Source organism: Acidovorax sp. 106 (genome assembly GCF_003663825.1).
In the GTDB taxonomy this organism is placed as follows: Bacteria; Pseudomonadota; Gammaproteobacteria; order Burkholderiales; family Burkholderiaceae_C; genus Acidovorax.
This window is the reverse complement of sequence record NZ_RCCC01000001.1, coordinates 1,267,433-1,292,887: the sequence shown is the minus strand read 5'-3', so window position 1 is coordinate 1,292,887 and position 25,455 is coordinate 1,267,433. Positions and strand designations below refer to the sequence as shown.

Annotated in this window: 21 protein-coding genes; 6 read left to right on the top strand and 15 right to left on the bottom strand. The window is 64.6% G+C overall.

What is annotated here, in order from left to right; translation table 11 throughout:
- Positions 1-83 precede the first annotated feature (83 nt).
- Together C8C98_RS05825 and C8C98_RS05820 are read left to right on the top strand one after the other, a co-directional pair.
- Complete coding sequence (locus C8C98_RS05825) at positions 84-1,373, top strand: class I SAM-dependent RNA methyltransferase (protein WP_121453498.1); 1,290 nt, start codon at positions 84-86, stop codon at positions 1,371-1,373.
- Entirely contained in the window at positions 1,363-1,848 is a 486-nt protein-coding gene (locus C8C98_RS05820; RefSeq protein ID WP_121453497.1) for a putative toxin-antitoxin system toxin component, PIN family, read from the top strand. Before C8C98_RS05825 ends, C8C98_RS05820 begins: the two co-directional genes overlap by 11 nt.
- A gap of 81 nt (positions 1,849-1,929) precedes the next feature.
- On the opposite strand, the gene C8C98_RS05815 is transcribed toward C8C98_RS05820, so the two are convergent.
- The 3 genes from C8C98_RS05815 to C8C98_RS05805 all read right to left on the bottom strand — a co-directional run bounded on the left by C8C98_RS05815 (position 1,930) and on the right by C8C98_RS05805 (position 6,759).
- Complete coding sequence (locus tag C8C98_RS05815; protein WP_121453496.1) at positions 1,930-3,678, bottom strand: ABC transporter ATP-binding protein/permease; 1,749 nt, start codon at positions 3,676-3,678, stop codon at positions 1,930-1,932.
- A 411-nt stretch (positions 3,679-4,089) separates the two neighbouring features.
- Positions 4,090-4,929 (bottom strand): hypothetical protein, encoded by an 840-nt coding sequence (locus tag C8C98_RS05810; RefSeq protein WP_121453495.1) that lies wholly within the window; start codon positions 4,927-4,929, stop codon positions 4,090-4,092.
- A gap of 165 nt (positions 4,930-5,094) precedes the next feature.
- Positions 5,095-6,759 carry an FMN-binding glutamate synthase family protein gene (locus C8C98_RS05805; RefSeq protein ID WP_121453494.1) on the bottom strand — a complete coding sequence of 555 codons (1,665 nt, stop codon included), beginning with the start codon at positions 6,757-6,759 and terminating at the stop codon, positions 5,095-5,097.
- 267 nt (positions 6,760-7,026) lie between these two features.
- Here C8C98_RS05805 and C8C98_RS05800 point away from each other — a divergent pair, with 267 nt between their 5' ends.
- Together C8C98_RS05800 and C8C98_RS05795 are read left to right on the top strand one after the other, a co-directional pair.
- Positions 7,027-7,881, top strand: coding sequence for a UPF0149 family protein (locus C8C98_RS05800; RefSeq protein ID WP_121453493.1), 855 nt, complete (start codon positions 7,027-7,029; stop codon positions 7,879-7,881).
- An 803-nt stretch (positions 7,882-8,684) separates the two neighbouring features.
- Positions 8,685-9,023, top strand: coding sequence for a DUF3658 domain-containing protein (locus C8C98_RS05795; protein ID WP_121453492.1), 339 nt, complete (start codon positions 8,685-8,687; stop codon positions 9,021-9,023).
- A 697-nt stretch (positions 9,024-9,720) separates the two neighbouring features.
- Here C8C98_RS05795 and C8C98_RS05785 read toward each other — a convergent pair.
- The 8 genes from C8C98_RS05785 to C8C98_RS05740 all read right to left on the bottom strand — a co-directional run bounded on the left by C8C98_RS05785 (position 9,721) and on the right by C8C98_RS05740 (position 19,870).
- Entirely contained in the window at positions 9,721-11,313 is a 1,593-nt protein-coding gene (locus C8C98_RS05785; protein ID WP_147436331.1) for a hypothetical protein, read from the bottom strand.
- A 406-nt stretch (positions 11,314-11,719) separates the two neighbouring features.
- On the bottom strand, positions 11,720-12,448 hold the full coding sequence (locus tag C8C98_RS05780) for a DUF6882 domain-containing protein (RefSeq protein WP_147436330.1): 729 nt from the start codon (positions 12,446-12,448) through the stop codon (positions 11,720-11,722).
- 966 nt (positions 12,449-13,414) lie between these two features.
- A complete protein-coding gene (locus C8C98_RS05765; protein ID WP_233574466.1) occupies positions 13,415-13,837 on the bottom strand; it encodes a hypothetical protein in 423 nt (140 codons plus the stop codon).
- Positions 13,838-14,142: 305 nt separating this feature from the next.
- Positions 14,143-14,631: a nuclear transport factor 2 family protein gene (locus C8C98_RS05760; RefSeq protein ID WP_121453487.1), complete on the bottom strand. Its 489-nt coding sequence runs from the start codon at positions 14,629-14,631 to the stop codon at positions 14,143-14,145.
- Between the two features lie 123 nt (positions 14,632-14,754).
- Complete coding sequence (locus tag C8C98_RS05755; protein WP_121453486.1) at positions 14,755-17,019, bottom strand: IPTL-CTERM sorting domain-containing protein; 2,265 nt, start codon at positions 17,017-17,019, stop codon at positions 14,755-14,757.
- 120 nt (positions 17,020-17,139) lie between these two features.
- Positions 17,140-17,706: a CinA family protein gene (locus C8C98_RS05750; RefSeq protein WP_121453485.1), complete on the bottom strand. Its 567-nt coding sequence runs from the start codon at positions 17,704-17,706 to the stop codon at positions 17,140-17,142.
- Positions 17,703-18,260, bottom strand: a complete 558-nt coding sequence (locus tag C8C98_RS05745) for a phosphatidylglycerophosphatase A (RefSeq protein WP_121453484.1) — start codon at positions 18,258-18,260, stop codon at positions 17,703-17,705. Before C8C98_RS05745 ends, C8C98_RS05750 begins: the two co-directional genes overlap by 4 nt.
- Entirely contained in the window at positions 18,257-19,870 is a 1,614-nt protein-coding gene (locus C8C98_RS05740) for a DUF4139 domain-containing protein (RefSeq protein ID WP_121456055.1), read from the bottom strand. Before C8C98_RS05740 ends, C8C98_RS05745 begins: the two co-directional genes overlap by 4 nt.
- Positions 19,871-20,113: 243 nt before the next feature.
- On the opposite strand from C8C98_RS05740, the gene C8C98_RS05735 reads away from it, so the two are divergent.
- Positions 20,114-21,427, top strand: coding sequence for a ferric reductase-like transmembrane domain-containing protein (locus C8C98_RS05735; RefSeq protein ID WP_199726556.1), 1,314 nt, complete (start codon positions 20,114-20,116; stop codon positions 21,425-21,427).
- Positions 21,428-21,472: 45 nt separating this feature from the next.
- On the opposite strand, the gene C8C98_RS22000 is transcribed toward C8C98_RS05735, so the two are convergent.
- Together C8C98_RS22000 and C8C98_RS21995 are read right to left on the bottom strand one after the other, a co-directional pair.
- Positions 21,473-21,616, bottom strand: a complete 144-nt coding sequence (locus tag C8C98_RS22000; RefSeq protein WP_233574465.1) for a hypothetical protein — start codon at positions 21,614-21,616, stop codon at positions 21,473-21,475.
- 319 nt (positions 21,617-21,935) lie between these two features.
- On the bottom strand, positions 21,936-22,106 hold the full coding sequence (locus C8C98_RS21995; RefSeq protein WP_233574464.1) for a hypothetical protein: 171 nt from the start codon (positions 22,104-22,106) through the stop codon (positions 21,936-21,938).
- 243 nt (positions 22,107-22,349) lie between these two features.
- Between C8C98_RS21995 and C8C98_RS05725 the strand changes: the two genes are divergently transcribed.
- Positions 22,350-23,342: a TRAP transporter substrate-binding protein gene (locus C8C98_RS05725; RefSeq protein ID WP_370450340.1), complete on the top strand. Its 993-nt coding sequence runs from the start codon at positions 22,350-22,352 to the stop codon at positions 23,340-23,342.
- Between the two features lie 193 nt (positions 23,343-23,535).
- Here the strand turns inward: C8C98_RS05725 and thiL are convergent, their stop codons facing one another.
- Together thiL and C8C98_RS05715 are read right to left on the bottom strand one after the other, a co-directional pair.
- Positions 23,536-24,510 (bottom strand): thiamine-phosphate kinase, encoded by a 975-nt coding sequence (thiL, locus tag C8C98_RS05720; RefSeq protein WP_121453483.1) that lies wholly within the window; start codon positions 24,508-24,510, stop codon positions 23,536-23,538.
- A 23-nt stretch (positions 24,511-24,533) separates the two neighbouring features.
- Positions 24,534-25,454, bottom strand: a complete 921-nt coding sequence (locus C8C98_RS05715; protein ID WP_121453482.1) for a LysR family transcriptional regulator — start codon at positions 25,452-25,454, stop codon at positions 24,534-24,536.
- Position 25,455: the final 1 nt, after the last annotated feature.

The following is a 25,455-nucleotide window of genomic DNA, read 5'->3' as shown; positions in this document are numbered from 1 at the left end:
CAGCGCCTGCAACCGGGCCTGGCAGTACAGGGTGGGCGATGTACCTGCCCTGGCATGATCCGGCCCCACCCGAGGTATTCACCATGAACCAACTCCAACTCTTTCTCCCCTGCGCCGCTGGCGTCGAGGGCTTCCTCGCCGATGAGGTGCATGGCATCACCGGCCTTACGGGGCAAGACCTGCTGGTCGGGCGGGGCGGCGTGCTGCTGCGCAGCTCGTGGCGCCATGCGCTGCAGCTGAACCTGCACAGCCGCCTGACCCAGCGTGTGCTGGTGCAACTGGCGCACCGTCCCTACCGCTCTGAAAACGACCTTTATGCCATGGCCAGCGAGGTGGCCTGGGAGATCTGGTTCACCACGCGCCAGAGCTTCAAGATCGAAGTCACGGCCCAGCACAGCCCGCTGCAGAGCCTGAACTTCGCCGCCCTCAAGGTCAAAGACGCCGTGGCCGACCGCTTCCGTGCCAAGTCCGGTGTGCGCCCCGATGTGAACACCCAGTGGCCCGACGTGCGCATCCACCTGCACCTGACCACCGACGAAGCCACGATCTACATCGACACCTCGGGCGAGCCGCTGTTCAAGCGCGGCTGGCGCGAGGACAAGGGCGATGCGCCCCTGAAGGAAACCTTGGCCGCCGCCATGATCGCCGCCAGCGGCTGGGACCCGCACGGCGACAACCCTCAGCCGCTGTACGACCCCTGCTGCGGCAGCGGCACCATTGCCGTCGAGGCCGCGCAGATCGCCTGCCGCATCCCCGCAGGCATGTTGCGCCGCTTTGCGTTTGAAAAGCTGTTGCCCTTCCAGGCGCATGTCTGGACTGCTATCAAAAACGAAGCTGACAGCGCCATCTGCAATAGCCCTGTACCTATTTTTGGCAGTGATGTGGCCCACCGCATGGTGGACTTTGCCCAGCGCAACGCCGAACGCGCAGGCGTGGCCGATGCCGTGCAACTGCGCGGTGGCGATGCCCTGCAGCGCATGCCGCCTTGCGAGCAGCCCGGCGTGATGCTGCTCAACCCGCCCTACGGCGAGCGCATTGCTGCTGCCGGTGCCGCAGGCCGCAACGCCAGCGAGCGCGCTGCTGACCGTGCCCAGGGCATGGCCGTAGGCCGTGAAGAGGCGCACACCGACGACGGCGGTGAGTTCTTCGGCCAGTTGGCATCGCATTGGAAGAAGAACTACAGCGGCTGGACGGCCTGGATGCTGACCCCTGACCTCAAGCTGCCCGGCAAGATGCGCCTGAAAGAATCGCGCCGCGTACCCATGTGGAACGGCCCCATTGAATGCCGCATGTTCCGCTTCGACATGATCAAGGGCGCAGTGCGCGAACGCGCTGCAAAGGCGCCAGAAGGCGGCCCCGGCGATGCAGGTTGAACTGCATCTGCCTGCCCAGGCCGCGGCAGGCGAGCTGGCCCGGCCGGTGGTGGTAGACACCAATGTCGCGCTGGACCTGCTCATCTTTAGCGACCCGCGCACTGCCGCGCTGCGCACGCTGCTCGCCCAAGGGCGCCTGACTTGGATCGCAACGCAAGTCATGCGCGACGAGCTCGAGCGTGTGCTGGCCTACCCGCACATTGCGGCGCGCATGGACTACTACCGCGTGACCGCCGCCCAGGTGCTGGCCGCGTTTGATGAAAAAGTGCGCCTGGTAGACATCGCCCCGCGTGTGGTCTATGTCTGCAAGGACGCCGATGACCAAAAGTTCATCGACCTCGCGGCGGCGCACCAGGCCATCTTGCTCAGCAAGGACAAGGCGGTGATTTGCATGCGCAAACGGCTTTTGAGCCTGAATGCCCATGTGGCAACTGCGTTGGTGCTGGACGAGACACTCGCTGCCACCCTGGCTTGACCGCAGCAGCCGGGCCCGCCGAGCATGCGGCTGCCGCGCATGTGGCGGTCGCCGCAGCCCCTACCCCTGCGCCCCAGCCCCTCACTCGTCAAAGCTGAAGTCGCTGGCTGGCACCAGTTGCCAAGCCCCGTCGCCCTGCAGCTGTAGCACCTGCGTGTGGTACTGCAGCACGGCAGGGCGGTGGGCAATGCTCACCAACGCCACGCCTGTGGCCCGCAGGCGCTCGTACAGCGCTGCCTCGTTGGCGCTGTCCAGCGCGCTCGTGGCCTCGTCCAGGATGACGATGCGCGGCGTGCGGGCCAGCACCCGTGCAAAAGCCAGGCGCTGCTGCTCGCCAGTGGACAGCAGCTTCTCCCAATCGTGCGATGCGTCTAGGCCGCCCACGCGTTCGGCCAGCGAGCCCAGCTGCACGTCGTCCAGCAGTTGCAGCAGCTGGTCGTCAGACAGTCCCGTGGTCTGGCTCGGGTAGATGATCTGGCTGCGCAGGGTGTCGGGCTGCAGATAGGGGCGCTGCGGCAAAAAGAACATGTCTTGCAGGGGCGGGTGCTGCACCGTGCCCTGGCCCGTGCGCCACAGCCCGGCCATCGCGCGCAGCAGCGAGCTTTTGCCGCAGCCGCTGGGGCCAGTGATGAGCAGGGCGTCTGCGGCTGCCAGGGTGAGCGAGAGGTCTTGCACCAGCAGGCGCCCAAACTGCGGCGTGTGCAGCGTCAGCCCCTCAATGGCCAGGGTGTCTCCCTCTCGGATGGTGATCTGGGCCGCGTCACGCGGTGCCTGAGCGGCGGGGGCCGTGGGTGCGGTTGTGGTGGCGGGCCCCGCCGTGGCGGTTGCGGGTGGTTCAGCCCAGGGCGTCGGGGCTGCGGGCGTCTTGAGCACAACCTGCGACAGGGCGTGCAGGCGGTCTATCCCGGCAACGAAGCGGCTGAGGCTCTCGAAGTTGTCCACGATCAGTGACACCGCCGCCAGCACGGCCGCGAAGGCGCCTGCCGCCTGGATGGCGCGCCCCACCTCCAGATCGCCGCTGAGCACGCTGTTGGCCAAAATGATCGCGGGCAGCACCAAGGTGAGCTGGCTGAATGCGCGCTGGTACAGGTTCAGGGAGCGCTGCTTTTTGATCAGCTTGGCAAAGTTGCTGAACACGGCCTCAAACCGGTGGTTGAGCTGGGCCCGCTCTTGGGGCTCGCCCCGGTAAAAAGCGATGGACTCGGCATTTTCGCGCAGACGGATCAGGCCAAAGCGAAAGTCAGCCTCGCGCCGGATTTGCCAGAAATTGAACCGGATGAGCGGCGCCCCGAAGAGGTACAGCGCCCCGAAGGTGCCCAGCAGCGCGTACACCACCAAAAAAGCCACCAGCGTGTGCGAGATGGACCACAGCACTGCGCTGAAGGCGACGAGCTGCATCAGCGAGCCCAGGAAGATGAGCAGAAAGTGCGTGGACCGGCCGGTGAAGGTGTTGATGTCTTCACTGATGCGCTGGTCGGGGTTGTCGATGTCCCGGCTGTTGCCGATCTCGTAGTACTTGCGCTCGCCGAGGTATCCATCCAGAAACCGGTGCGTGAGCCAGCGGCGCCAGTGGTTTGAGAATGCATCGCGCATGTAGTAGTAGAAGGCGTACACCGGCACCGCCACGGCCACCACCATGAGGCTGGCGCGCACCGCGCCCCAGAACCGGTCCACCTGCTTGGCGGCCAGGGCGGAGGTGAGTTCGCCGGTCTTGTCGATCAGCATCACGGCGAGCTGGGTCTCCAGCACCATCAAGCCGATCAGCAAGGCCAGCAGCCCCCAGGCCATGCGTTTTTGGTTGCCCAGCCAGTAGGGGCGGGCCACGCTCATGAACTGCTTCCAGGCGGACCAGGACAGTGTGGGTGGGCGTCGGTGGCGAGGTTTTTGGGCGGGGGGCGGTGCGTACGCGGGGGCAGTGAGCGTGTCTGTGAGGGCCGTCGCAGGAGTGAGGTCAGGCATGTAGCGGTAGAAAAATAGTGCGAAGCAGCTCAAGCGAGGATAGGGGCTGCGGCTGGCTTGCACTGTCAGCCAAAGCCGACTCGACCGTTCAGACCGGCGCGCGATCTGTGCGTGATCGGTGCGCGATTCCACGTGTCCTGACATCCCGGCAAGGGGTGGCGAATGCCGGTGCTGAGTCCTTGCGCCAGCAACCCCCGGTGCGCAGGACGGGGCGACCTGCCGCAGCAATGCGCGGGGCAAGGTGGCGGGGGACGGCTGCGTCGCAGCGGGGCCTTGCTGGTTTCAGGCGCGCAGCAGGTCGTAGGCTGCGCGCACGCGCTGCACATCGCGCCCCAGCTTGCGGCTTTGGGGCAGGTGGCGGGCCAGGCGCAGGCGGCGCACGCTTTGCTCCATCACCGCTTGCAGGGCCGGGCCCCGGGCCGCAATCCACTGCGCCCACAGCGGGCGTGCGTCTTCCAGCGCGCCGCACTGGCGCAGGTAAATGGCGGTGGAATGCGCATAGCACAGCGCATCGCGCCCATGGCACAGCGGCAGGGGCAACACGGCCATGGGGTCATCTTCAAAGTCCACGTAGCCCACCACGCCATCGGGGCAGCGCACCAGGTTGCGGGCAAAGGCCTGGCTCAGGCAGGCGCCTTGGTTGTGCACCAGCTCAATGGCGCGCAGCCCCTGCACCCACAGGCGCAGCACGGCCTCGGGGCCTGCGGGCACGGCCGCCTCGATCTCGTTGCCCAGCGAGGGCGTTTGCTCGGCCGGGCGGCCCAGGTGGCGCATCAGAAAGCCGTTGTCCTGCGCGGCCAGCACCGTGGGCACGCGCAGGCCGCGCGCAGCCAGGTCGCGCAGGCGCTGCACTTCAGTGGCAATGGCGATGTTGCCGCCCAGGTTGGGCACCGGCTGCAACACCGGCAGGCCAAACAGCAGCGCCAGCGCGCCCAGCACGCGGTAGCGCCCCATGCCGTGGGGCGTGTTGGCTTTCTTCACCCACACCTGCTCGTCGCCCAGGCGATAGCAGGCGGCATTGAATTGCTGGGTTTGCAGTTGGCGGGCGAGAAAGGCTGCGTAGTCGATGGGCGCGGCGGCGGCGGGCACGTCAACGTGCTCTGAGAGGCTGGGCAAATTCATGAAAGCGGGGGCAAGGCACGGGCTCTGACAGAGCCCTTCAGGGCAAAACGCAAGGCCGTGAGGTTATTCCATTTCTAAATCACCCCTGACGTTGTTGCTTCGCCTTGCCGTGCTTCAGCACTGTCTGCGGCTTCGCGCCTAGTCAGGAATGATGTGGAAATGGAATTACACCCCCGCACGGGCCTGAAAACTGTGGGCGTCGGCCAGCGGCCAGTATTGGCGGAACACATTGTGCTGCGCATCCAGCGGCCCCAGCAGCGCGCCGGGCTCCACGCGGGCAATCAGGTTGGAGAGCTGGCGCACCTCGGTGTCGCTGATGCGGCGCACGATGTGGTGCGCGGTGATGTCGCTGGGGTGCGTGAGGCCTGCGGCCTGCACCAGCTCTTGCAGCGCATGCAGCGTGCTGCGGTGGAACTGCGCCACGCGCGTGGCCTTGTCGGGAACCACCAGGGCCTGCTGGCGGTGGGGGTCTTGCGTGGCCACGCCCGTGGGGCAGTGGCCGGTGTGGCAGTTCTGTGCCTGGATGCAGCCCAGCGCCATCATGAAACCGCGCCCGGCGTTGCACCAGTCGGCCCCCAGCGCCATCATGCGGGCGATGTCGAAGGCGCTGATCACCTTGCCTGCGCAGCCAATGCGCACCCGCTCGCGCAGGTTCACGCCCACCAGCGTGTTGTGCACCAGCAGTAGGCCCTCTTGCAGCGGGGCGCCCACATGGTCGGTGAATTCGACGGGCGCAGCGCCCGTGCCGCCTTCGGCGCCATCGACCACGATGAAGTCGGGCGTGATGCCGGTCTCCAGCATGGCCTTGACGATGGCAAACCACTCCCAGGGGTGGCCCAGGCAGAACTTGAAGCCCGTGGGCTTGCCGCCCGACAGCTGCCGCAGCCGGGCGATGAACTGCATCATCTCCACCGGCGTGCTGAAAGCGCTGTGCCGTGCGGGCGAGATGCAGGCGTGGCCCTCGGGCACGCCCCGGGCGGCAGCGATCTCGGCCGTCACCTTGGCGCCGGGCAGCACGCCGCCGTGGCCGGGCTTGGCGCCCTGGCTCAGCTTCAGCTCGATCATCTTGACCTGCGGGTCTTGCGCATTGGCCGCAAAGCGCTCGGGGCTGAAGCTGCCGTCGTCGTTGCGGCAGCCAAAGTAGCCCGATCCAATCTCCCAAATCAAATCGCCGCCATGCACGCGGTGGTGCTGGCTGATGCTGCCCTCGCCCGTGTCGTGCGCAAAGCCGCCGTTTTTGGCGCCCAGGTTCAGCGCCTTGATGGCCTGCGCCGACAGCGCGCCAAAGCTCATGGCCGAGATGTTGAACACACTGGCCTGGTAAGGCTGGGTGCAAGGCGCCACCGAGGCCGATGCCGCATCGGGGCTGCCGCCAATCCACACCCGAAAGTCGTGCGACGCCAGCTGCGTGGGCGCCATCGAGTGGTTGACCCACTCATAGCCCTGCGCCCCCACGTCCAGGTGCGTGCCAAAGGGGCGGTTGTCCGGGTCGCCCTTGGCGCGCTGGTACACCAGCGAGCGCTGCGCGCGCGAGAACGGCGCGGCCTCGCTGTCGCTTTCAATGAAATACTGCCGCACCTCGGGCCGGATGTACTCGAGCATGAAGCGCAGGTGCCCGATGACCGGGTAGTTGCGCAAAATGGCATGGCGCGTTTGGCGCAGGTCGTAAATGCCCAGCGCCACCAGGGCTGCCAGCACCAGCAAGGACGCCAGCCACACCAGGGCAGGCCCCCACGCGATCAGGGCGACGGCATTGAGTGCCAGGGCGACAATGCACAGCGCAAGAGCGGTGTAGCGCACCGGGTAAAGCTGGTTGAGTTGGTGGAGCATGGGCGTGGCCTGAGGGGTTGGAGTCCCAGCGGGCTACACTCGCCGCCTCGGCGCGGCATGTGCCAAGCGATTTCGGGGCGGCTTGGCGCCCTCGGGCTGCTGGCATGTGCGGGCCTTGTTTGCTGAGTGCATGCTGTGCGCTGGTGGTGCGCCCGCCGTGTTGGCGCGGTGTGCGCTGGTCCATCTGGCCGGCAGGCGCAACCCATCATAAGAGCTTTGCCGCCACCGCGTGCTGCCGCGCCCTCTGTCCCTACCGGAGCCTTATCCATGAACACCCCCACATCCCCTGCGTCCTCTGCGTCCTCCGCCAGTTCCGAACTGGCCCCCCTGCCCGCAGGCCTGGCCCCCGAAGAGCTGGAAGAACTCGACAACCTGCTGGACGACCTGCGCACGCGCGGCGAAGAAATCCCGCAGTGGGAGTTTTGCGACGGCTTCATGACCGCGCTGATCTGCAGCCGCCGCCCCATCGCCCCGGCCGAATACCTGCCCATGCTGCTGGGCGACGGCGCTGAGCTGGAGGTGGCCGACGGCGAACCCCTGCCCGTGCTGCCCGCCTTTGCCGATGCCGCCCAGCAAGCGCGCTTTATGGAACTGTGGATGCGCCGCTGGAACGAGATCGTGACCCAGCTCGACACCGACGTGAAGACGCTGGACGACGACCGCACCTTCCAGCCCGAAGCCATGGACATGCGCGGCGCCGTGGCCAGCCTGCCCGAAGAAGAACGCGCCGAGATGGACGGGCAAGAGATTCCCTCCTTCGGCCAGGTGTGGGCCCTGGGCTTCATGTTCGCCGTAGAAAACTGGCCCGAAGACTGGGCCGCCCCCCGCGACAAGGAAGCCGCCAAGTGGCTGGACGACGCGCTCGACAGCATCGTCGCCCTGACCGAAGACGACACCGGCAAGCCCGAAGTCTGCATGTACACCGAGGACGGCCCGCCCAGCACCAGCCAGGCGCGCGTGGAAACCTTCGGCGAAGCCATCTGGGCCGTGTACGACCTGCGCCAGCTGTGGAAGAGCATGGGCCCGCGCGTGGAAACCCTGCGCAAAGCCCCCGAGCCCGGCCGCAACGACCCTTGCCACTGCGGCAGCGGCAAGAAGTACAAGAAGTGCCACGGTGCTTAAGAATAGATTTGCTATTTATTTGATAGCTTCCAGCGCTTATAAATTAAGCGCTGGTGCCATTTTTTGCTTCGTATTGGGGCGCGCTGTGCGCCGAAGGTGGAAATGGCGCAGCGGCTGAACTGGAGTTGTAATGGGGCGCTTTGGGCCCTGAGCCGCCGCTCATAAGCGCCACCCGGAAGCCGCCATTGACTTGCTGCAGTGGCTGTTGGAAATCCCGGTGTCTGCTGGCTGGCGAGCTATAGTTTGCCGAGTTGACGCGTGCCGGGTTTTGCAGAATTTTTATACCTGGACGTTTGAACAGGTCGTCCCTTGCAAACCTATGCTGCAAGCCAACTCCAGGAGAAATCAGTGTCCAGAATATCCCGCACGGTCCAATTTATCCCGCAGGTTTTGCGGGGTACATCACGTTAGACAGTGCAATGACGCTATCGCCTTCAGAGAAGCAAACACTGATTGGCCCACTGGTGGTCGGATGTCTTCTGGGCGCTTTCTGCGCTTACGCCGTGATCGCGTTCGCGAGTGAATATAGGCTCCAAAACGGAGATTCCATGGACACGTGGCAAACCGCGGCCGAAGCAGTTTTTGCTTTTTCCGTTGCTGTTGTTTCGACTGCGGGCTTACTTGGCGTCCTACCAATTGCGGTCCACAGATGGCGGGCGAAAGGCGGTGGCAATGTCTAACAGGTTCGTCGATTGGACCCACAACGGCGGCCGACGTGGTCGCTATTCTTCAATGCTGAGTGCGCCGTTGCGGTCCACTCACGGCCAACGTTAAACCTCACTGCCACCCATCGCCATCAAACCATGCCAGATCAAATAGAACCACTTGACGCTGACGACGAAGAGAATGACGACGAACCGACGCCGGAGGAATTGGCGCAGATGCGGCAAGCGACAGCAGCGGACGCTGCAGCGGTTGATGCACTTATCCTGCAAAGTTGCACAGAGCGCTGGCGCAAGGTGGCAATGGTCGTCGGAACTTCATTGAAAGAGTTCGACGCGAAGTTTCCTCATCTTCCGTATGTTTACATGCCGGTCCGCATCATTGAATTGGAACAAAGCGGTGCGCTTGAGGTGCAAGGCGACCCAATGGCAATGCGATTTTCAGAGGTTCGCCTCGCAGAGGTAAAACGTGATGTTTGACCCTTTGCTCGAAGCGGACAGGTAACAAAATGAGGCCGCTAAGCGGCGGGTGTTGCCCGCCGTACAGCGCCGACGTTAAGTCTCACCCACATGCAAAGCGTTAAACAGGAGGGTCATTGGCTCGCCGAATTGCCACATGAGAGCAAAGTACTTTTCCTTGCTGCGTTGGCTCACGAACTCACTGTTGTCGCCCGCAACAGTTATCGACCACAAACCGAAGAACTGGACGAGCCCAGCCAATTGCGCAGCGTCAATGAGATCCAGCACAGAATCTTGGCCTGCTTGGTTCAGTCGCTTGGGGGCGTCTGCGAGCGGAGCTTCCAAGAATCGATCGCTAGCCTTGTGCTTCAACAACCTGACCCGGAGTTGGGTGGGCTCATGGAGTTTGCATGGTGTCGCACTAAGGAGCGTTTGGGATGATGAGACTTAACCCCTTGCTGCATCGGACGGCTTCGCCGCCCGCTGAGCGCCAACGTTGAGCGTCTGCTTCTATTCGCTTCCACAGGCAGCTCCTGGCCGAAAGCCGCCGTTCCAAAGCATTCCGCCCTCCGCATCGGGCCGCCCCCTCAATAGTCTTTGCGCAAAACTTCTTCCAATTCGCTGCCGCTGTGCTTCCCTGTTTGCACTTGAACGAGGGCGGTCAGCCTGTCGGGGAGGAGTCGCCATCGATGGTGCTGCCCACCTTGTGCCCCGCGCGCTACAGCAGCACGGTCAGCAGGTGCTGCTGGTTTGGGGTTTCGCGCCGGTCCACCACGCGGTGCTTAACCAACGTTTCATGGGTTTCCAGTTGCTGCCGGTCGGTGGTGCGCGCGGCGCTGAGGGGCTTGCCTTGGGCGGCGTTGATCAGGGTGGTCACCGTGCTGCGGTCCTGGACCGAATACCGATCGAAATTGCCCGACTGCATGTCGAGCACCCCGTCAAAGCGTGCCTCGGCGTAGCGCGACTGCAGTTGCTCACTTTGCGTTTGCGCGATGTCCACCGTTTTCAGCTTGTGATCTACCTCCACAGCAGTTTTTTGGCTGATGGCGTATTGCGCGTGGCCTTTCTCGTTGGTGCTGCCCCAGCGATTGGGGTGGGCGAAGTCGCCGCTGAAGCTGGCTTCAAAGTCCACCAGCCCGCTGAGCAGGGGCTGCGCCTTTTCGGTCAGGCCAGCTTCCACTGCGCTCGTGGGGTCCAAAGGGGTGTCTGCCGCCTTCGTGGGGGCGGCCCCCTGCAACTGCGCAAAGCTGCTTTTGAACAAAGCCACCAGCGTTTCATCGGCGTGGCTGCGCTCGGCAGCGTCATCGATGAGCTGGAGTTGCTGCGCAATGGCCGCCTGGCGCTGTTCTGTGCTGCCTGCTTGCAGCGGTGGGTTCGCGTCCAGTCGCAGATCCAGCTTGCCTTTGGCCCCTTGGTAAGACAGCGCGTTGCCGCTATCGCCCAGGTGAAAGGCAAATGACCCGAGTGCTGCGCCTGGCGTGGGGTTTTGGATGTCCAGGTCCAACTGCGAAAACACGCTGCGGTCATAGGCCAGCAGGCCTGAGAGATTGATTGCGGGCGCCTTTTCGTCACCGAGCCCGGCCAGCGCTTCTTCCAGGCCTTGAGACAACGCGGCCAGGGCCTGCCGCTCGTTGTCGCTCAGCGGCCCCGAGGTGTTCACGCTCACTTGCAAGCCACGGCTGCTGGCTTGGCCCGGTTGCCCCGGCTGGTTGTTGGCGGCGATTTGCAGGTCCACGGTCTGGCCCGACCGGGTTTTGATTTGCAGGTTGACGGTCGTGGCCCCCCGTTGCAACCCGGCGAACTGCGCCTGCAACGGCTGTGTGGGGTCTGCTGCCATCAGCAGTGTCTGTTGGTACTGCACTGGCCCGGTGGCGGGGGCTGCCGCCAGTGACAGCAGTGCGCCGCCCAGCCCATTCCACTGGCTGGCCAGCTTGCCCCCGTTGTTGCGCAGTTGATTGCTTTCCATCTGGCGGCTGATGGCATCGCCCGCAGGCGCGTTGGCCCAGAGCTGCTCTAGCTTGGGGAGGGTCTCTCTCCAATCTGTTGTGGTCACAGAGGTGAATGTGAGCGAGCCCGTTGCGCTATAGGTGTTGTCCGGTGGCACGGCGCGGTCTGGTGGCAGGGCACTCCAGACGAGCGATGCGGTGGTCGCTGCGTCTTGCAGCGTGATGGTGGATGCGCCCACCACCGCAGGCTGTGAGGGCTGAGGCCGGGCACTGGCCTCTTGCACCCGCTGGCGCAGTGCCTCGCGGTCGATGGGGGCCATGGGCGTGGCAGCGCGCGCACCGGTGAGCGACGAGAGCAGCGTCACAGGCATTCCCTCCCTGGGGTGGTTGACAAATAGTTATCTATTTATCGGCTTGCTAGGGGGAATCTGTAGGGCGGATGGGCGGGCAAGGTGCTGCGCGTGCAAGCTGTCAGCGCCTGTCACGGCGCTAGCGTGGCACTCTGCGCCGCTGAATGATGAATTGCTATCTATTTGGTAGCTGCCAGCGCTTGATTCGAAAGCGCTAGAGGCCTGTTTTGTTTGTATTCGGGCCACTGCGTGCAGCCGCTTTGAATGAGGCCGCTGCGTGGCCAGAGTTGGGATAGGGTGCTTTGGGCCCGAAGCGGTCGCCGGGAGCTATCCCAAGCGGACGCTCGGCTTCGAACAGCCATGAAGATGCACTCACCGTGCGAAGTGGGTCAGCGCGCCGCAGGAGCATCCACACGGGCATCTATTTCCAGAACTGCCATCGCGACCGCTTGGTTTTTTCCTGCGCGCCAAGTGCTGGCACGGCCGGACCTAATGACGTGGCGACATTCGATATGCGGCCGAGCTCGTCGAAGGCAATCTCGACGTGTCCTTCACCCGTTCTCTCGGCACGGATGCTCGCCCCACCGTTGGATTCCGTACGCAACCCTTGCTGCTGAAGAAAGCTTGTAACCATGCGGCGGTGGTCTACATCGAACTGCGATACCACTTCCGTCAGTACCGTGCACACGCGAGGCAGAGACACCGACGCCAGCACCTCTACCGGCACATCGTCAAGTAGAACGAACAGTGCTCCACCTTCGTATGGTGCGCGGTAGTAACAAAGGCCGCCCGCAAGGCCGCTGCAGGTCATGGCGATCATGTGATCGGTAATCTCGCACAACTGCAGGGAAGGTTGGGTGAACGCCTCCACGGTCTGATCCTTCCCCAGCTGCCGAATGCGCAAGGCTGTCTCAATGAGCTGTGGCGGAAGATTGCTCTGCGTATTGGCCCAAACCCAGAGCCATGTGCGAGGTTCAAAGGCATGCGTGCCAAGCAGTTGCACGCCGTATTCCAGGTCATCGCCGAAGCGCAACTGGCCTTTCTGCATGTCGATACCCCAGGGCCTTTCACCGATGATGTCGGCCAACGCCATTTGCCTGGCGAACGAGGAAGCCGCGTGGTCTGCAAAGTAGTCCTGAAATGTGCTCATGCTGATCTATTGTTAATGTCGGCGACAACTTCAGTGCCTCTTCGTCTAGATGCTCTTGAGCATCTAGATGTACCGCTAGCGGCACTCGTTTAGAGCCGGTGCCGAAGTCTGCTCTTGGCCGCATTCTGCCGCACGCGCACTGGCTCCAGCGGGCCCAAAGCATCCGCTCAGATCAAAGCCTTTAAGCCGTTCTTTGATGATGCACGGGACCGATGGCATCGGTACTGCTCGGCGCGTGGGCTACAGTGTTTTTAACGAATGCGCTCACGGACCTGATCCAGTAACCGTGTCGCGCGCAACACAGGAGGGGCGGCGGGGTTCATGGCTGAATTTGGCACTTTGCTCCTACATAGCACAGGTGCTGCAGCGCCAGGCTGTAAGCCCATCGCAGCACTTTTTCCGAGCCAATTTAGACTGTAAGCGCCAGATATGGCCTGCGAATTGGTACGGGTCTTATCCCGATTGAAAGACACTTTGCCGTGATACGCACCGCTATTGCGCTCCTACTCGGCACTCTCACGGCAGTTCCTGTGCATGCTCGTGGTGCGTGCTACGGCGATTGCTCAGGAAACGGAATCGGAGTCCTTGTAGTGGCACCGTTGATCTTCATTTATTTCAAGCTCTGGAACAATCGCAAAGGCGGTCCCAGCTTCGGGGAGTGTCTTGGGTATGTTGCTCTGTCTGCCTTTGTGGCATTCGTTCTCGGCTATGCGTTACTGCAGTTTTTGGCATTGCCATTGTGGGCGGTCTGGATCTTGATGGCATGTATCGTTGTCGGAGTGTTTGCGTTTCTCATCCATCCTAAGCGCCATGAAACTCGCAGGTAACTGTCAGTCGCGGCAAACATGTCAATCGACACGGACCCACAACGACAGAAGACGGCTTCGCCGCGGGGTGTTGTGGGCCGGTCATCTTGTTGGGTCCCTTAGATGAGCGCACCTACCGCCTATCACCAGCTCGGCCGCTTCATAGTCGCATTCCAACATCTCGAAGTGGCCGTGAACGACCTGGCGAAGAGATACGACCCAGGAACATCAACCCCGAACAGACTTCATCCACGCTCTTGGATTTGGCCATGCGCAGGTAGAGGGGCAAAGCCCAGTTAGAGGGGCGAATCAGCAAAGCCTGCTTGGCAGCTTGGGCCACCGCCGTATCGTCATCCAATGTGGCCGCCACCAGCAAGGCAGGAGCGCGGTCGGCCAGCACCAGAAGAGCGTTGTGGGTCAGAGGCAGCTGATGTGCCGGTGCAGAGCGGATGAAACCCGTGATTGCCTCACACGCCACTGTGGGAGATGCACGACAAAGCGCTTCCAGCGCCAAAAACAGATCTACATCCGTCGCAGCAGCCCGCAGATGCTCTGCGAGCGTTTGGCTCAATTTGTCATTCATGTACGGTCGATGGATAGGGTTCGGTTAGCCCGTCTGTCCGCAATCTACAGGGACCGGTGGCTCCAGGCGAAACAGGTAAGGCGCACCTTGAGTCCATCATAGGCAGATTGCGCGGCCCTGCACTGGACGATCTGTCCAGTTGCTTCGACCTCATCTCCGCCGATTTGCAGTTGTTAGAAGCCCATCGGTAATCTTGCGTGGACGACCGGTTCTGGCTGCATTGTGCCGGTGGCGCGACTGCCTGCTCCTGGCCGATAGCCACCGACCCCGTGCATCAACCCCTGCGCTGCATCACGCAGCCCCTATCACCCCTGCGCCAAAAACTTCTTCAAATTCCCCGCCGCCGTGCTGCGCACCTTGCGCTTGAGCGACGGTGACCAGCCCAGCAGCACGCCCGGCAGGCCCAGGGCCTGGCGCGACCAGCGCCAGAAGCTGAAGCGGTCGCGGTGCGTGGCGATGAGCCCGTCGGGCGTGAAGGTGAAGGTGCCGTCGATGATGTTGTGCACCTTGCGCCCGGTGGCGCTGAAGAGGTAGTGCGCCTCCCAGTGCGCGCGGCCGCCGTTGGCGTCGGCTTCGATGCCGCTGAACTCCAGCTTCCAGTGCTCGGCAGCGCCAGGCTTTTGGGTGGCACTGCACAGCATGCGCCACATGCCGCCCACCTGTTCGCGGCCTTTGAGCGAGAAGGCTTCGTCCTCAAACGTGGCATCTGGCGCGTAGCACGCGGACATGGTGGCGTGGTCGAGCTGGCTGAAGGCGGTGTAAAAGCGTTGCAGGGTCTGGGCGTTGGGGTGCATGGGTCTCCTCCTGAATATGGGCGGCCATGCTACACCGCTGCCGGGCGGCACTCGTGGCGCCTGCGTGACGGTCGTTTGCGGACCCGGCTTTGCGCTACTTCTGCGCGACTGTGCTGCCAGGCCTCAGCCAATGGGTTTGCGCCGTGTCCAGAAGGCGGCTCCGCCCATCAGAAATGCCAGTCCCACCAGCCCCAGCGGTGACAACACCGGAATGGCGTGGGTGCTGCTGCCCGCAGGGATGGAGGAGGCGAACACCACGTTCACGGCTGATGCGGTGTACTGCACCGATGCGTTGAGTCCCGGGTAGGTTTGCGCAAAGGTGACGGTGCCAAATTGGCCGTTGATGCTGCCCGCGCGCAGCACGGTGTACGTCTGTCCTGCTGTGGGGGTTCCCGCGAGGTTGCTGATCCGCAGCGTGCCACCCGCCAGCGATGCGGAGCCTGTCACGTCCAGCAAGTCTGAGGTGCTGGTGGCAGCATCGATCTCTGCATCCAGCGTGGAGGCGGTGAGGTCTGCATTGCCCGTGACGCGCAGGGTGCCAATCGAATGGCCAGGCGCCACCGTGCCGCTGCCTTGGACCGCACCCACGTAGCCATGGCCTGCCAATTCGGTGCCTGTGCTCAACGTGACGGGGCCACCCAGATACCCCGGGCCTGCCGCAACGGGGGCCACGATGAGCTTGCCCGCCTCTAGCAGCGTGGGGCCAGTGAAGCTGAAGCTGTTTCCGCTGATGGTGAGTGTGTTGCCACCCAGCTTGCGCAAAGTGCCAGCGCCGCTGAGGGCTGCGCTGTAGGTTTGCGGATCGCTGCGCAGCAGCACCAGCGTGCCAGCCAGGGACACGTCACTGCGCAACTGGCCGCCCGTGCCGCCGTTGCCAATTTGCAAGGTGGCGCCGCTGGCGACGGTGGTGGCGCCGGTGTAGTCGGAGTTCCCAGTGAACAGGGTGGTGCCGCTGCCCACGTGGACGGTGCCCGAGCCGCTCAGGCGACCGCTGTAGGTGTAGTTGCTTTGCCCATGGTTGAAGCGAACCGCGCCGGTGCCGTTGTTGAAAAGGATCTCTCCCACATTCAGGGGGGCCGCGCCCGCAGAAAGTTGCAGAGTCCCGTTGCCGCCGTTGTCCCAGCCCACGTACATGCTGGCGGCCGTGACACTGGCGCCGCTGGCGAGTGTGAGCGTGCCCTGTCCTGCGTTGCCGACATAGACCACCCCGGTGCCCGCGTCCAGTTGGGCGCTGTTGGTGAAGGTGGCCGTGCTGCCCGTGGAGGCAGCGGTATTGCCAATGACGACACCGGAGGACGTAATGCGCGTGCCCACTCCGTCGGCTGTGACCGTTCCTTGGCCCATGCTGCCAATGAGCACCTGCGCACCTGAGAGGGTGCTGCCAGTCTGCAGGCTGATGCTTCCCTGGCCGGTGTTGGCGTTGCCCAGCACCACGTTGCCTGTAGCGGCTACCGCGCTGTTTTGTAGCGTCACACTGCCTTGGCCCCCGTAGCCCACGTCCAGGTTGCTGGCGATGTTCCATGCGCTGTTGTTGAGCGTGGCGGTGTTGCCCGCGCTGGAGGCTGCGTCGTGCCCCAAAAACACGTAGCTGCTGGCCACGGTGGTGGTTTGCGCATTGAAGGTGCCGGTGCCCAAGTTGCCAATGCGCAGCTCTGCCGTTTGCAGTGCCTGTGTGGTGCGTGCGGCCGAGGTCACGGAGAGCGTGCCTGTCACGCCAGCGCTGTTGCCCAGTACCAGTGCTCCAGCGGTCTGTGTGAACGCGCTGCCGCTGTCTAGCTGCAATGTGCCCCCAGCAGCGCCGCCTACAGTGAGTGCATTCGTGTTCGTCCAGCTCCCCCCGCTCAACAGCGTAACTTTGCTGCCACCGCTGCCTGCAAGGTCGCCAATCATCGCGTTGTCGCTGGTCAATACGCCAGCGCTGTTCAGGGTTCCGGTGTTGGCGCGGCCCACGTTCAGCCGGCCTGTAACGCCCAGTTGGCTGCCGGTGTCCACGCTGATGGTGCCCAAGGTGCCTGCGGCGTAAGACAGCGTGGCATCACCATTGATGCTCAGGCTGGCTCCGCCGGTGACGGTGAGCTGTCCATCGTTGGTGTTCGTGCCGTTGATGTTGAAACTCTTGTCGCTGCCCACTACCAAGGTGGTTCCTGACACCACGGTGCCTGCGCCTTGGATGGTCAAGGACGCTGCATCGTCTGTGTTGGCGACCACGACGGCATCGAACGTCTGGGTCGTGTTGATGGTCTCGCTGGCATCGCTGATGTACTTGTCTGCCGCCCAAGCAGAGGGACTCAGCGCAAGGGATGCCAGTCCCAGGCATTGGACGATCCGTGTGGGAGGCGTGCAGAGCAAGGCTGCAGCCCAGGCTGTGGGCTTGAACGAGTCGCGCATGGGGGGAGTGCTTCAGTGAAAGTGCGCATTTCACCGAGGCATCCTGTGTGCGTCAACAAATAATTGACAATTTCCAGGTGGGTGTTCGCTTACTTTTTTTGTAGCGCCACCCGCGTGGGTTCAGGGGGCGCTTTGCAGCAGTGCGTTCAACCGCTCGCAGGCCCAGTGCAGCGTTTGCTGGCGCACGGCGGCGCGGTCGCCGTCGAAGCGGCGGGTGGCGGTGGTCACGGTGCCGTTCACGCTCCAGCCAAACCAGACGGTGCCCACGGGCTTGTCGGCGCTGCCGCCTGTGGGGCCGGCAATGCCGGTGACGGCCACGGCCACCTGGGCGCGGGAGTGGGCCACGGCGCCCTGGGCCATGGCGCGGGCCACGGGCTCGCTCACGGCGCCGTGGGCGGCAATCAGCGTTGCGGGCACGCCCAGCAGTTCGGTCTTGGCTTCGTTGGAATAGGTGACGAAGCCGCGCTCAAACCACTGGCTCGAACCTGCCAGGTCGGTGCAGGCGGCGGCGATCATGCCGCCGGTGCAGCTCTCGGCGGTGGCCAGCATCCAGCCGCGTGCAAGCAGGGTGGCAGATATTTGAGTCAAATCGACCTCTAGCGCTTGATTATTAAGCGCTGGTAGCTCACTTTTTGAGAGTAACTGGGGTGTCGATGCGGGCAGGGCGGTTGGGTCTGTGGGGCTCATGCAAAGAACCTCCACAGCGCAATCACCAGCAGCGTGCAGAAGGCGGCCACGAAGTCGTCAAACAAGATGCCCCAGCCACCGCGCCAGCCAAAGCCTTTGAACAGGCTGTCGGCCCAGCCCACCGGGCCGGGCTTGGCGGCGTCAAAAAAGCGGAACAGGGCGAAGGCCACGATCTGGCCCGTGAGGCCCATGGGCATGGCCAGCCACAGCACCAGCCAGAAGGCCACGATTTCGTCCCACACGATGGCGCCAGGGTCGGCCACGCGCAGGTTGCGGGCGGTGGTGGTGCAGGCCCACCAGCCCACCAGGGCGCCGCCTGCAATCAATGCGCCCATTTGCCAGGCATTGAGCCAGGGCTTGAGCACCAAAAATGACATCCAGCCCCACAGCGTGCCCACGGTGCCGGGCGCGATGGGCGAGAGGCCTGAGCCAAAGCCCAGCGCAATGGCGTGGGCCGGGTGGGCGAGCATGAAGGCGGCGCTGGCGCGGCGCGGGGCGGCCTGGCCGGGGGCTACGGGCGTTGGTGTGGCAGGCGTTTGGGCGTCAAAGGTCATTGGCGTTCCTGCACGTCCAGGTCTTTGGCGTAGCGGATGGTGTGCTCGGCGCTGAACTGCGCGGTGGCCCCTGCGGCCAGGGGCTGCTGCCAGGCCACGGTGCCGGGTGTGCGGTTCCAGGACAGGTCGGTGGGCTGGGGCTGGTAGCGCGATTCGATCTCGATCTTTTCGTTGCGCGACTGGGGGGCTGCGTGCAGCACCTGCAGCGTGACGGGCGTCTTGTGGCGGTTCTCCACCGTGTAGGCGCGGCGGGTGCGGCGCTCGATGCGCGAGCCGGTAAAGCCGGTGCTGCCCGTCAGGTCTTGCACGGGCTCGGCGCGCACGGTGATCAGTTCATCGCGCCCAAAGGCCAGGCTGCTGGCTCCGTTGGCGTTGGCAGCGGCGGCAAAGTCGATGCGGCCAGTGCCCACAAAGGCGCCATCGCGGTACAGGTTGGCTGTGCCCACAGGCCATACGCCGGGGGGCGGTGCCAGCTCGGCCACCAGGTAGGCGGCTTCTTCCACTGCAGGGGCGGCGCGGGTCAGGAGCGTGGCGGGCGCGGTGTAGTTGCCCAGGGCCAGCGTCACACGCTGGCCGTTGGAGGGCACGGTGATGCGCTGCGGCACCGCAAATTCGGTGGCAAAGGCCTTGTCGGTGCTGCTGACTTCAAAGCTGGGCAGGGCGTCTTCGGCACTGGCCCGGCGTGCCACGGGCGATGCCGGGGCGGGTGCTGCCGACATGGCCATTGCCACGGCAGGCATGGCCACCTTGGGGGCGGGCGGCGCGATGTCCAGCGTCCAGGGGCGGGGCAGGCGGCCCTGGGTGGCGCGGCCTGGCTGGCCGGTGGAGAGGGTCAGCTGCACATTGCTCCAGTCCTCGCCACTGTTTTGTGCCACCAGGGCCTGGCGCTCCAGCAGCACGCTGGGTTTTGCGGCGTCGAGCGTGGCGCGGTAGGTGGGCTGCCAGCCGGTGCCGCGCACTTGGTAGGACAGGCTCAACTCGGCCTCGCGGTCGGTGGCCAGCGTCACGGTGACGGAGACCACCTGCGCGCGCTGGCTGGCGGTGCGTTCGCGCTCTGCCGCCAGGGGCTTGAGGGCCAGTTCCAGCGCTTGCTGCTTGCGCTGCAGCTGGTGCGCGCGGGTTTGTGATTCTTGCGCCGACTTGCGCAGCGCGTCGGCGGTGGCGGCGATCTGTGCGGGTGTGGTGGCTTGCAGGCGGCCGCCGGGCGTTTCGGTGCCGGTTCCCCCGGTCGCTACGTTCTTCAGGTAGCCATCCACCAGTTGCAGCGATGCGGTTTCGGCCTTGACGGCGGCGATCTGGTCTTCCAGCTCGCGGATGCGGCCGTCGAGCGGGCTGGCGCAGGCAGCCACCACGTCGCGGTCTTCGGTGCGCACATTGAATTCGCCCACGCGCACGGCGGGGTCGGCGTTGATCTGCAGGCTTTGCGCATCGAGCGACGCAGGCAGGCAGCCCAGCGTGATGCTGCGCGCGCCTGCGGGCACCTTGGCCACGCGCTCTACCGTAGCGCTGCCGGGGTACACGGTGACGCGGGCAATCCGCGAGGCGGTGTCTTGCGCCAGCGCCGGGCTGGCGGCGGCCCACAGGGCGGCCAGTGTGGCCAGGCTGGTCATGGCGGCAGGGGGCAAGGGGCGGGCAGGGGTGGTGTGCTTCACGGCGGGGCTCCTGGGGGCAGAGGGGCAAAACAGCGCCGGCGGTGCGGCGTGCGCTTTGCAGTGGGTGGGATGCTAGCAGTGTGGGGCTCCGGGCCAAGGTTGGGGGCGGCGCGCTTTACGGCTTGTTTATGTTGGGTTAAGGCTGTCTTCATCCCCCAGGGCTATGGTGGAAGGTCCGACAAAACAAAGACAGGGTCGATGATGAAAAAGGTTTTGGGAAGCACGCTGGCATTGGCAGTGCTGTTGTGGGCCATGGCCGTGCCGTGGCCCGACCCAGTGTTGCCAGTGATGCCGGTGATGAACGTCTGGTGGTGGCGCAACCAAGTGCTGCTGCTGACCGGGCTGGGCGCCTGGGCGCTGATGTCGCTGATCATGGTGCTGTCGCTGCGGCCCGTGTGGCTGGAGCGGCCGCTGGGCGGCATGGACAAGGTTTACCGCTTGCACAAGTGGGCAGGCATTGGGGCCATTGTGTTGTCGCTGCTGCACTATGGCACGCAGTTGTCCAAGAGCCTGCTGGTGGCCTGGGTGGGCCGCCCCGTGAAGGCCCCGCGTGCTGACTGGTGGCTCAACACCTTTCGCCATCTGGCGGAAGAAATGGGCGAGTGGTCGGTGTGGTTCCTGGCGGCCATGCTGGTCATCACGCTGTGGCAGCGGTTTCCGTACCACGTATGGCGCTACCTGCACAAACTGCTGGCGGTGGTGTACCTGGTGCTGGCCTTTCATGCCGTGGTGCTGGTGCCGCCCGAATGGTGGGCACAGCCTGCGGGCGCGTTCGTGGCCGTGGCCACGCTGGCGGGCGTGTTGTGCGCGGTGCGCTCGCTGACCGGGCGCATTGGCGGCAGCCGCCGCCATGCGGCCCAGGTGGTGGCGGTGCAGGTGCACCCCAGCGGGGTGGTCGAGCTGGAGTGCCAGGTGCAGGGCGCCTGGAAGCACCAGGCCGGGCAGTTTGTGTTTTTGACGTTGCAGGCGGGCGAGGGGCACCACCCCTTCACGCTGGTCAACGCCGATGCAGGCAATGGCCGAGTGCGCTTTGCCATCAAGGCGCTGGGCGACTACACCGCGCAGCTAGGCCAGCGCGTGGCGGTGGGCCAGCAGGTGTGGGTGGAGGGGCCCTATGGGCGATTCGACTTCCGCCAAGACCGCGCACCCGAGCAGGTGTGGGTGGCGGCGGGCATTGGCGCCACGCCGTTTGTGGCGTGGCTGGAGTCGCTGGTGGCTGACCCGGCCCAGGTCCCGGTGGTGCAGCTGCACTACTGCGTGCGCAATGCGGGCGAGGCCGTGTTTGCCCAGCGCATGCAGCAGCTGTGCGCGCAATTGCCCCGTGTGACGCTGCATGTGCACCACAGCGATGCCACAGGCCCGGTGGCCGCCGATGCGTTGCTGGCCAGCGCCGGGCCGCAGGCCAGCGTGTGGTTCTGCGGGCCGCAGGGCTTTGGCCAGGCATTGCGCAGCGCCATGCAGCGCCTGGGGCGCAGGCCGCGCAGCTTTCACCAAGAGCTGTTCCAGATGCGCTGAGGGCGCGACGCGCCGTGCGGCCCTGTGTAGCGCAGGCCGCTGGCGTCAGGCCTCGGGCGTCAGGTAAGCGATCAGGCGGCCCATGCGGCGGATCCACTCCGAGGTGACGGTGAACTGCGGCTTCTCACGCTTCACGCAGGGCTCGATCTCGGGCGGGTTGTCGGCAGGGTTGGGGGATGTGTCGTACACCTCGCCCACAGGCTTGCTGCGGTAGTCAGTGCCCGTGGAGGCGGTGCTGGGGCCGTCGGCCTTCTAGGGGTTGACGATCTCTGGCACGGGCGAGGTCCAGTCGTTCTTGAGCGACTCTTTGCCCGCGAAGTCACAGATGCCGTGTCACCCGCACGTGCTGTGCTGCGCGCTTGAGGCCTGCCGCTGTCTCGGCCTAGTTGCCGATGGGCTGGATGGGCTCTGCGCCGCCGCTGCCCCGATCTCCCGCGCAGGCTGTCATCTGCAGGGGCGAAAGCGCTGCGGTCAGGGCAAATTCTCTGCGTCTCATGGTTTTGTACCCTCAATGCAGCAGGTGTGTGTCAGCGGTGCGCCGGTGGATGCCCGCCGGATCGGTCGGTGTGCCGAAGCGGTCGTTTGCAGGAGTTGGAAAGGTGACGTCGTACAACATGGCGGGTTGTGAATTTTTCTTTTCCTGAAAGAGATGGCGTTTACCCGGATGGCTGGTGAGCAAATGTTGCTAAAAAATGCATCGCGCGAGCGCGATGCACTGCCTAGTGGCAAAGAGGGCTTGCCGGTGTAACTCTCACGCAATGCGCTCTGGCACAGGGCCGATGGCGTCCTGGTTGTCAGGAAGTGTGTGTTCTGAATGTTGGGGTTCACGGTTTCGCTGCTGGATGAACAAATATGACGTCGTATCAATGCTGGCCTGTGTTGGGCCCAGCATGGCGACCACAACCAAAAAGGAGTCGGGGAGATGAGAAAAACCGTGAAGCGGGGGCTGTGCGCCATGGCGCTGGTGGGGATGGGTTGGGGGTTGGGTGCCACGCAGGCGCTGGCGCAGACCAAGCTCAGGGCCTGGAACATCCACCCCGACGGCTACCCCGTGACCGAGGCGATGAAGAGCTTTGCCGACCAAGTGAACAAGGGCACGCAGGGGCGCTACCAGATCGAGGTGTTTTCCAACGCCACGCTGGGTGACCAGCCCAAAGCCGTGCAGATGCTCAAGAGCGGCGAGATCGACGTGGCCGAGTTCAGCTCCGGCCCACTGTCCGACGCAGTGCCGGGCATCAAGGTGTTGAACCTGCCCTTCCTGTTCACCGACTCGGCCCACATGTTTCGTTACCTGGACGGCAAGCTGGGCGAGCGGTTTGCAGCCAACCTGAAGACCGCAGGCTTTGTGGTGGTGGGCTGGTATGACGGCGGTGCTCGCTCGTTCTATTGCGCCGGCCGCAGTCCGTCCAACGTGCGCGATCTGGCGGGCGCATCCATCCGGGTGCAGCAGTCTGAGATCTATGTCGAGATGGTCAAGCTGCTGGACGCCAAGCCCGTGCCGCTGCCCTTCAAGGAGGTGATGGCCGGTTTTGAAAAAGGCACCATCGACTGCGCTGAGAACAACATGCCGTCGTACGAAGCCACCGGCCACTACAAGTTGGCCAAGAGCGTGTACGTGACCAACCATGTGGTCTCGCCCGAGGCGCTGGTGGTGTCGGCCGCGCTGTGGGGCAAGCTGTCAGAAGCCGACCGTGCGGTTTTTCAAGAGGCCGGGTCCCGCTCGGCCCTGCTGATGCGCGAGCTGTGGAATAAGCGCGTGGCCCAGGCGCAAGAGACCACGGCCAAGCAGGGCGCGCAGTTTGTGCGGGTCAAGGACGTGTCGCCCTTCGTGCGCCGCATGTCGCCGCTGTACGCCAAGTACATGAACGACCCGACCACACGCGAAGAGCTGCTCAGCATCATTGCGAACAAGTGAGATCGCCTGATACGGATGGGTGTTCAGTTCATCAGCGTCCAAACCGTTCAGGCTGAGGTTCTATGGTTCCAGTCAAGCCTGTCGAAGCCTTGCGCAGCGATTCGACAAGCTCAGCGTGAACGGGTGTGTCTTTTTCGAATGCATACCGGTAGGGGGCCCCGCTGTGTATAGGATGTGCACGCTGATACGCGCTTCATGCGAAATGATCGAACGAGGCGAAGCGGTGCTCCACCCGCTGGCCCTGCGCATCCACCAGCCGCAGCCCAGGCTCGGCCTGCACCTGGCCAATGCACGCCACGGGTGTCTGGCTTTGCGTGGCAGCTGCGGCCACGGCGGCACGGTGCGCTGGCGGGGCGGTGAACACCAGTTCGTAGTCGTCTCCACCTGCCAGCGTGCATTGGTGCAGAAGCTGAGGGCTAAATATGCCTGTAGCGCTTGATTTGTAAGCGCTGGCAGCTATCAATTTGATAGTTTCATGGGTGTGGATGCACGCCCCCACGCCCGAGGCCTTGAGGATGTGGGCAAAGTCGCCCAGCAGACCGTCGCTCACGTCCATGGCGCTGCTGGCAACGCCGCGCAGCGCCAGGCCCAGCGCCATGCGGGGCGTGGGGCGCTCCAGCCGCTGGCGGGCCTGGGCCAGCAGGTCGTCAGGCAGTTGGATGTGGCCCAGCAGGGCTTCCAGCGCCAGTCGCGCATCGCCCAGCGTGCCGCTCACGTAGATGTCGTCGCCCGCCCGTGCGCCGCTGCGCAGCAGGGCCTGGCCTGCAGGCACTTCGCCAAACACGGTGATGCAGATATTGAGCGGGCCCTGGGTGGTGTCGCCCCCCACCAGCTCGCAGCCGTGCGCGTCGGCCAGCGCGAGCAGCCCGCGTGAGAAGCCCGCCAGCCACGCTTCGTTCACCCGTGGCAGCGCCAGCGCCAGCGTGAAGGCCAGCGGCTTGGCGCCGCAGGCGGCCAAGTCTGACAGGTTGACGGCCAGCGCTTTGTGGCCCAGGGCCTCGGGGTCCACATCGGCAAAGAAGTGGCGGCCCTGCACCAGCATGTCGCTGCTGATGGCCAGTTGCATGCCGGGGCGCGGGGCCAGCAAGGCACAGTCGTCGCCCACGCCCAGCACGGCGTGGCAAACGGGGCGCGTGAAGTAGCGCGCGATCAAGTCAAATTCACCCATGGGGTTTGGTTCCGATAGAGGACTCAGGCCTTGGTCGGTGCGGCAGGGTCAGTGCGCGCGAACCATTCGGCCCAGTGGTCGATACAAGCCTGCACCTTGGGAAGCCGATGGCGGCGGGTGAGGGTGATGGCGTGGATGGGGCCAGGTTGCAGGTCCACAAACTCGGCCAGCACGGGTAGGAGTCGCCCCTGGCGCACCAGGGGCTCGGCCACCAGGGTGGCCAGGCGCGCAATGCCCAGACCCTGCAGCGCCATGCGGGCGGTGGTGGCGGTGCTGTCAGAGCGCCAATGCCCTTCGGCCACCCGCACGCAGGGCGCGTCGTTCACCACAAAAGGCCAGTGGTTCAAAAAGGCCACCGCGCTGTTGGTGATGAGCCGATGTTGGTGCAATTGGTCGGGATGGGTGGGGGTGCCATGGGCCTGCAGGTAGCTGGGCGTGGCATACAGTGCGCGTGCCAGCGTGCCCAGGGGCCGCGCCACCACGGTGTCTGTCAGGGGCGGCCCGGTGCGGATGGCGATGTCGATGCCGCCTTGCACCATGTCGGCCATGCGGTCGTCCACCACCAGCTCCACACGCAGCAGCGGGTAGCGCTGCTGCAGGCTGTCAAAGCTGGGGATCAGCAAGTGCTCGGCCACCACCGAGCTGCAGGCCACGCGCACGCAGCCGCTGGGTTGGCCGCTGTGGCTGGCGAACTCGCCCTCCAGCTCGTCCAGCGTGCCGGTGATGCGCCGGCAGTAGTCCAAAAAAGTGTGCCCCTCTGCGGTGAGCGTGAGCCCATGCGTGCTGCGGTGGACCAGCCTGGCACCGCTGGACTGCTCGATGCGCACCAGCGTGCGCGAGACCTGGCTGACGGGCACGTTACGCTCGCGGGCCACGGCCGACAGCGAGCCCAGATCGGCCACGCGGGCGAACAGGTGCATGTCTTCAAAGCGGATATCGCGCATG

Excerpts from the sequence above, each read along its gene's own strand:
- C8C98_RS05825 (WP_121453498.1), top strand. The coding sequence starts at position 84 with ATGAACCAACTCCAACTCTTTCTCCCCTGCGCCGCTGGCGTCGAGGGC.
- C8C98_RS05820 (WP_121453497.1), top strand. The coding sequence starts at position 1,363 with ATGCAGGTTGAACTGCATCTGCCTGCCCAGGCCGCGGCAGGCGAGCTG.
- C8C98_RS05815 (WP_121453496.1), bottom strand. The coding sequence starts at position 3,678 with ATGAGCGTGGCCCGCCCCTACTGGCTGGGCAACCAAAAACGCATGGCC.
- C8C98_RS05810 (WP_121453495.1), bottom strand. The coding sequence starts at position 4,929 with ATGAATTTGCCCAGCCTCTCAGAGCACGTTGACGTGCCCGCCGCCGCC.
- C8C98_RS05805 (WP_121453494.1), bottom strand. The coding sequence starts at position 6,759 with ATGCTCCACCAACTCAACCAGCTTTACCCGGTGCGCTACACCGCTCTT.
- C8C98_RS05800 (WP_121453493.1), top strand. The coding sequence starts at position 7,027 with ATGAACACCCCCACATCCCCTGCGTCCTCTGCGTCCTCCGCCAGTTCC.
- C8C98_RS05795 (WP_121453492.1), top strand. The coding sequence starts at position 8,685 with ATGCCAGATCAAATAGAACCACTTGACGCTGACGACGAAGAGAATGAC.
- C8C98_RS05780 (WP_147436330.1), bottom strand. The coding sequence starts at position 12,448 with ATGAGCACATTTCAGGACTACTTTGCAGACCACGCGGCTTCCTCGTTC.
- C8C98_RS05765 (WP_233574466.1), bottom strand. The coding sequence starts at position 13,837 with ATGAATGACAAATTGAGCCAAACGCTCGCAGAGCATCTGCGGGCTGCT.
- C8C98_RS05760 (WP_121453487.1), bottom strand. The coding sequence starts at position 14,631 with ATGCACCCCAACGCCCAGACCCTGCAACGCTTTTACACCGCCTTCAGC.
- C8C98_RS05755 (WP_121453486.1), bottom strand. The coding sequence starts at position 17,019 with ATGCGCGACTCGTTCAAGCCCACAGCCTGGGCTGCAGCCTTGCTCTGC.
- C8C98_RS05750 (WP_121453485.1), bottom strand. The coding sequence starts at position 17,706 with ATGAGCCCCACAGACCCAACCGCCCTGCCCGCATCGACACCCCAGTTA.
- C8C98_RS05745 (WP_121453484.1), bottom strand. The coding sequence starts at position 18,260 with ATGACCTTTGACGCCCAAACGCCTGCCACACCAACGCCCGTAGCCCCC.
- C8C98_RS05740 (WP_121456055.1), bottom strand. The coding sequence starts at position 19,870 with ATGACCAGCCTGGCCACACTGGCCGCCCTGTGGGCCGCCGCCAGCCCG.
- C8C98_RS05735 (WP_199726556.1), top strand. The coding sequence starts at position 20,114 with ATGAAAAAGGTTTTGGGAAGCACGCTGGCATTGGCAGTGCTGTTGTGG.
- C8C98_RS05725 (WP_370450340.1), top strand. The coding sequence starts at position 22,350 with ATGAGAAAAACCGTGAAGCGGGGGCTGTGCGCCATGGCGCTGGTGGGG.
- thiL (WP_121453483.1), bottom strand. The coding sequence starts at position 24,510 with ATGGGTGAATTTGACTTGATCGCGCGCTACTTCACGCGCCCCGTTTGC.
- C8C98_RS05715 (WP_121453482.1), bottom strand. The coding sequence starts at position 25,454 with ATGCGCGATATCCGCTTTGAAGACATGCACCTGTTCGCCCGCGTGGCC.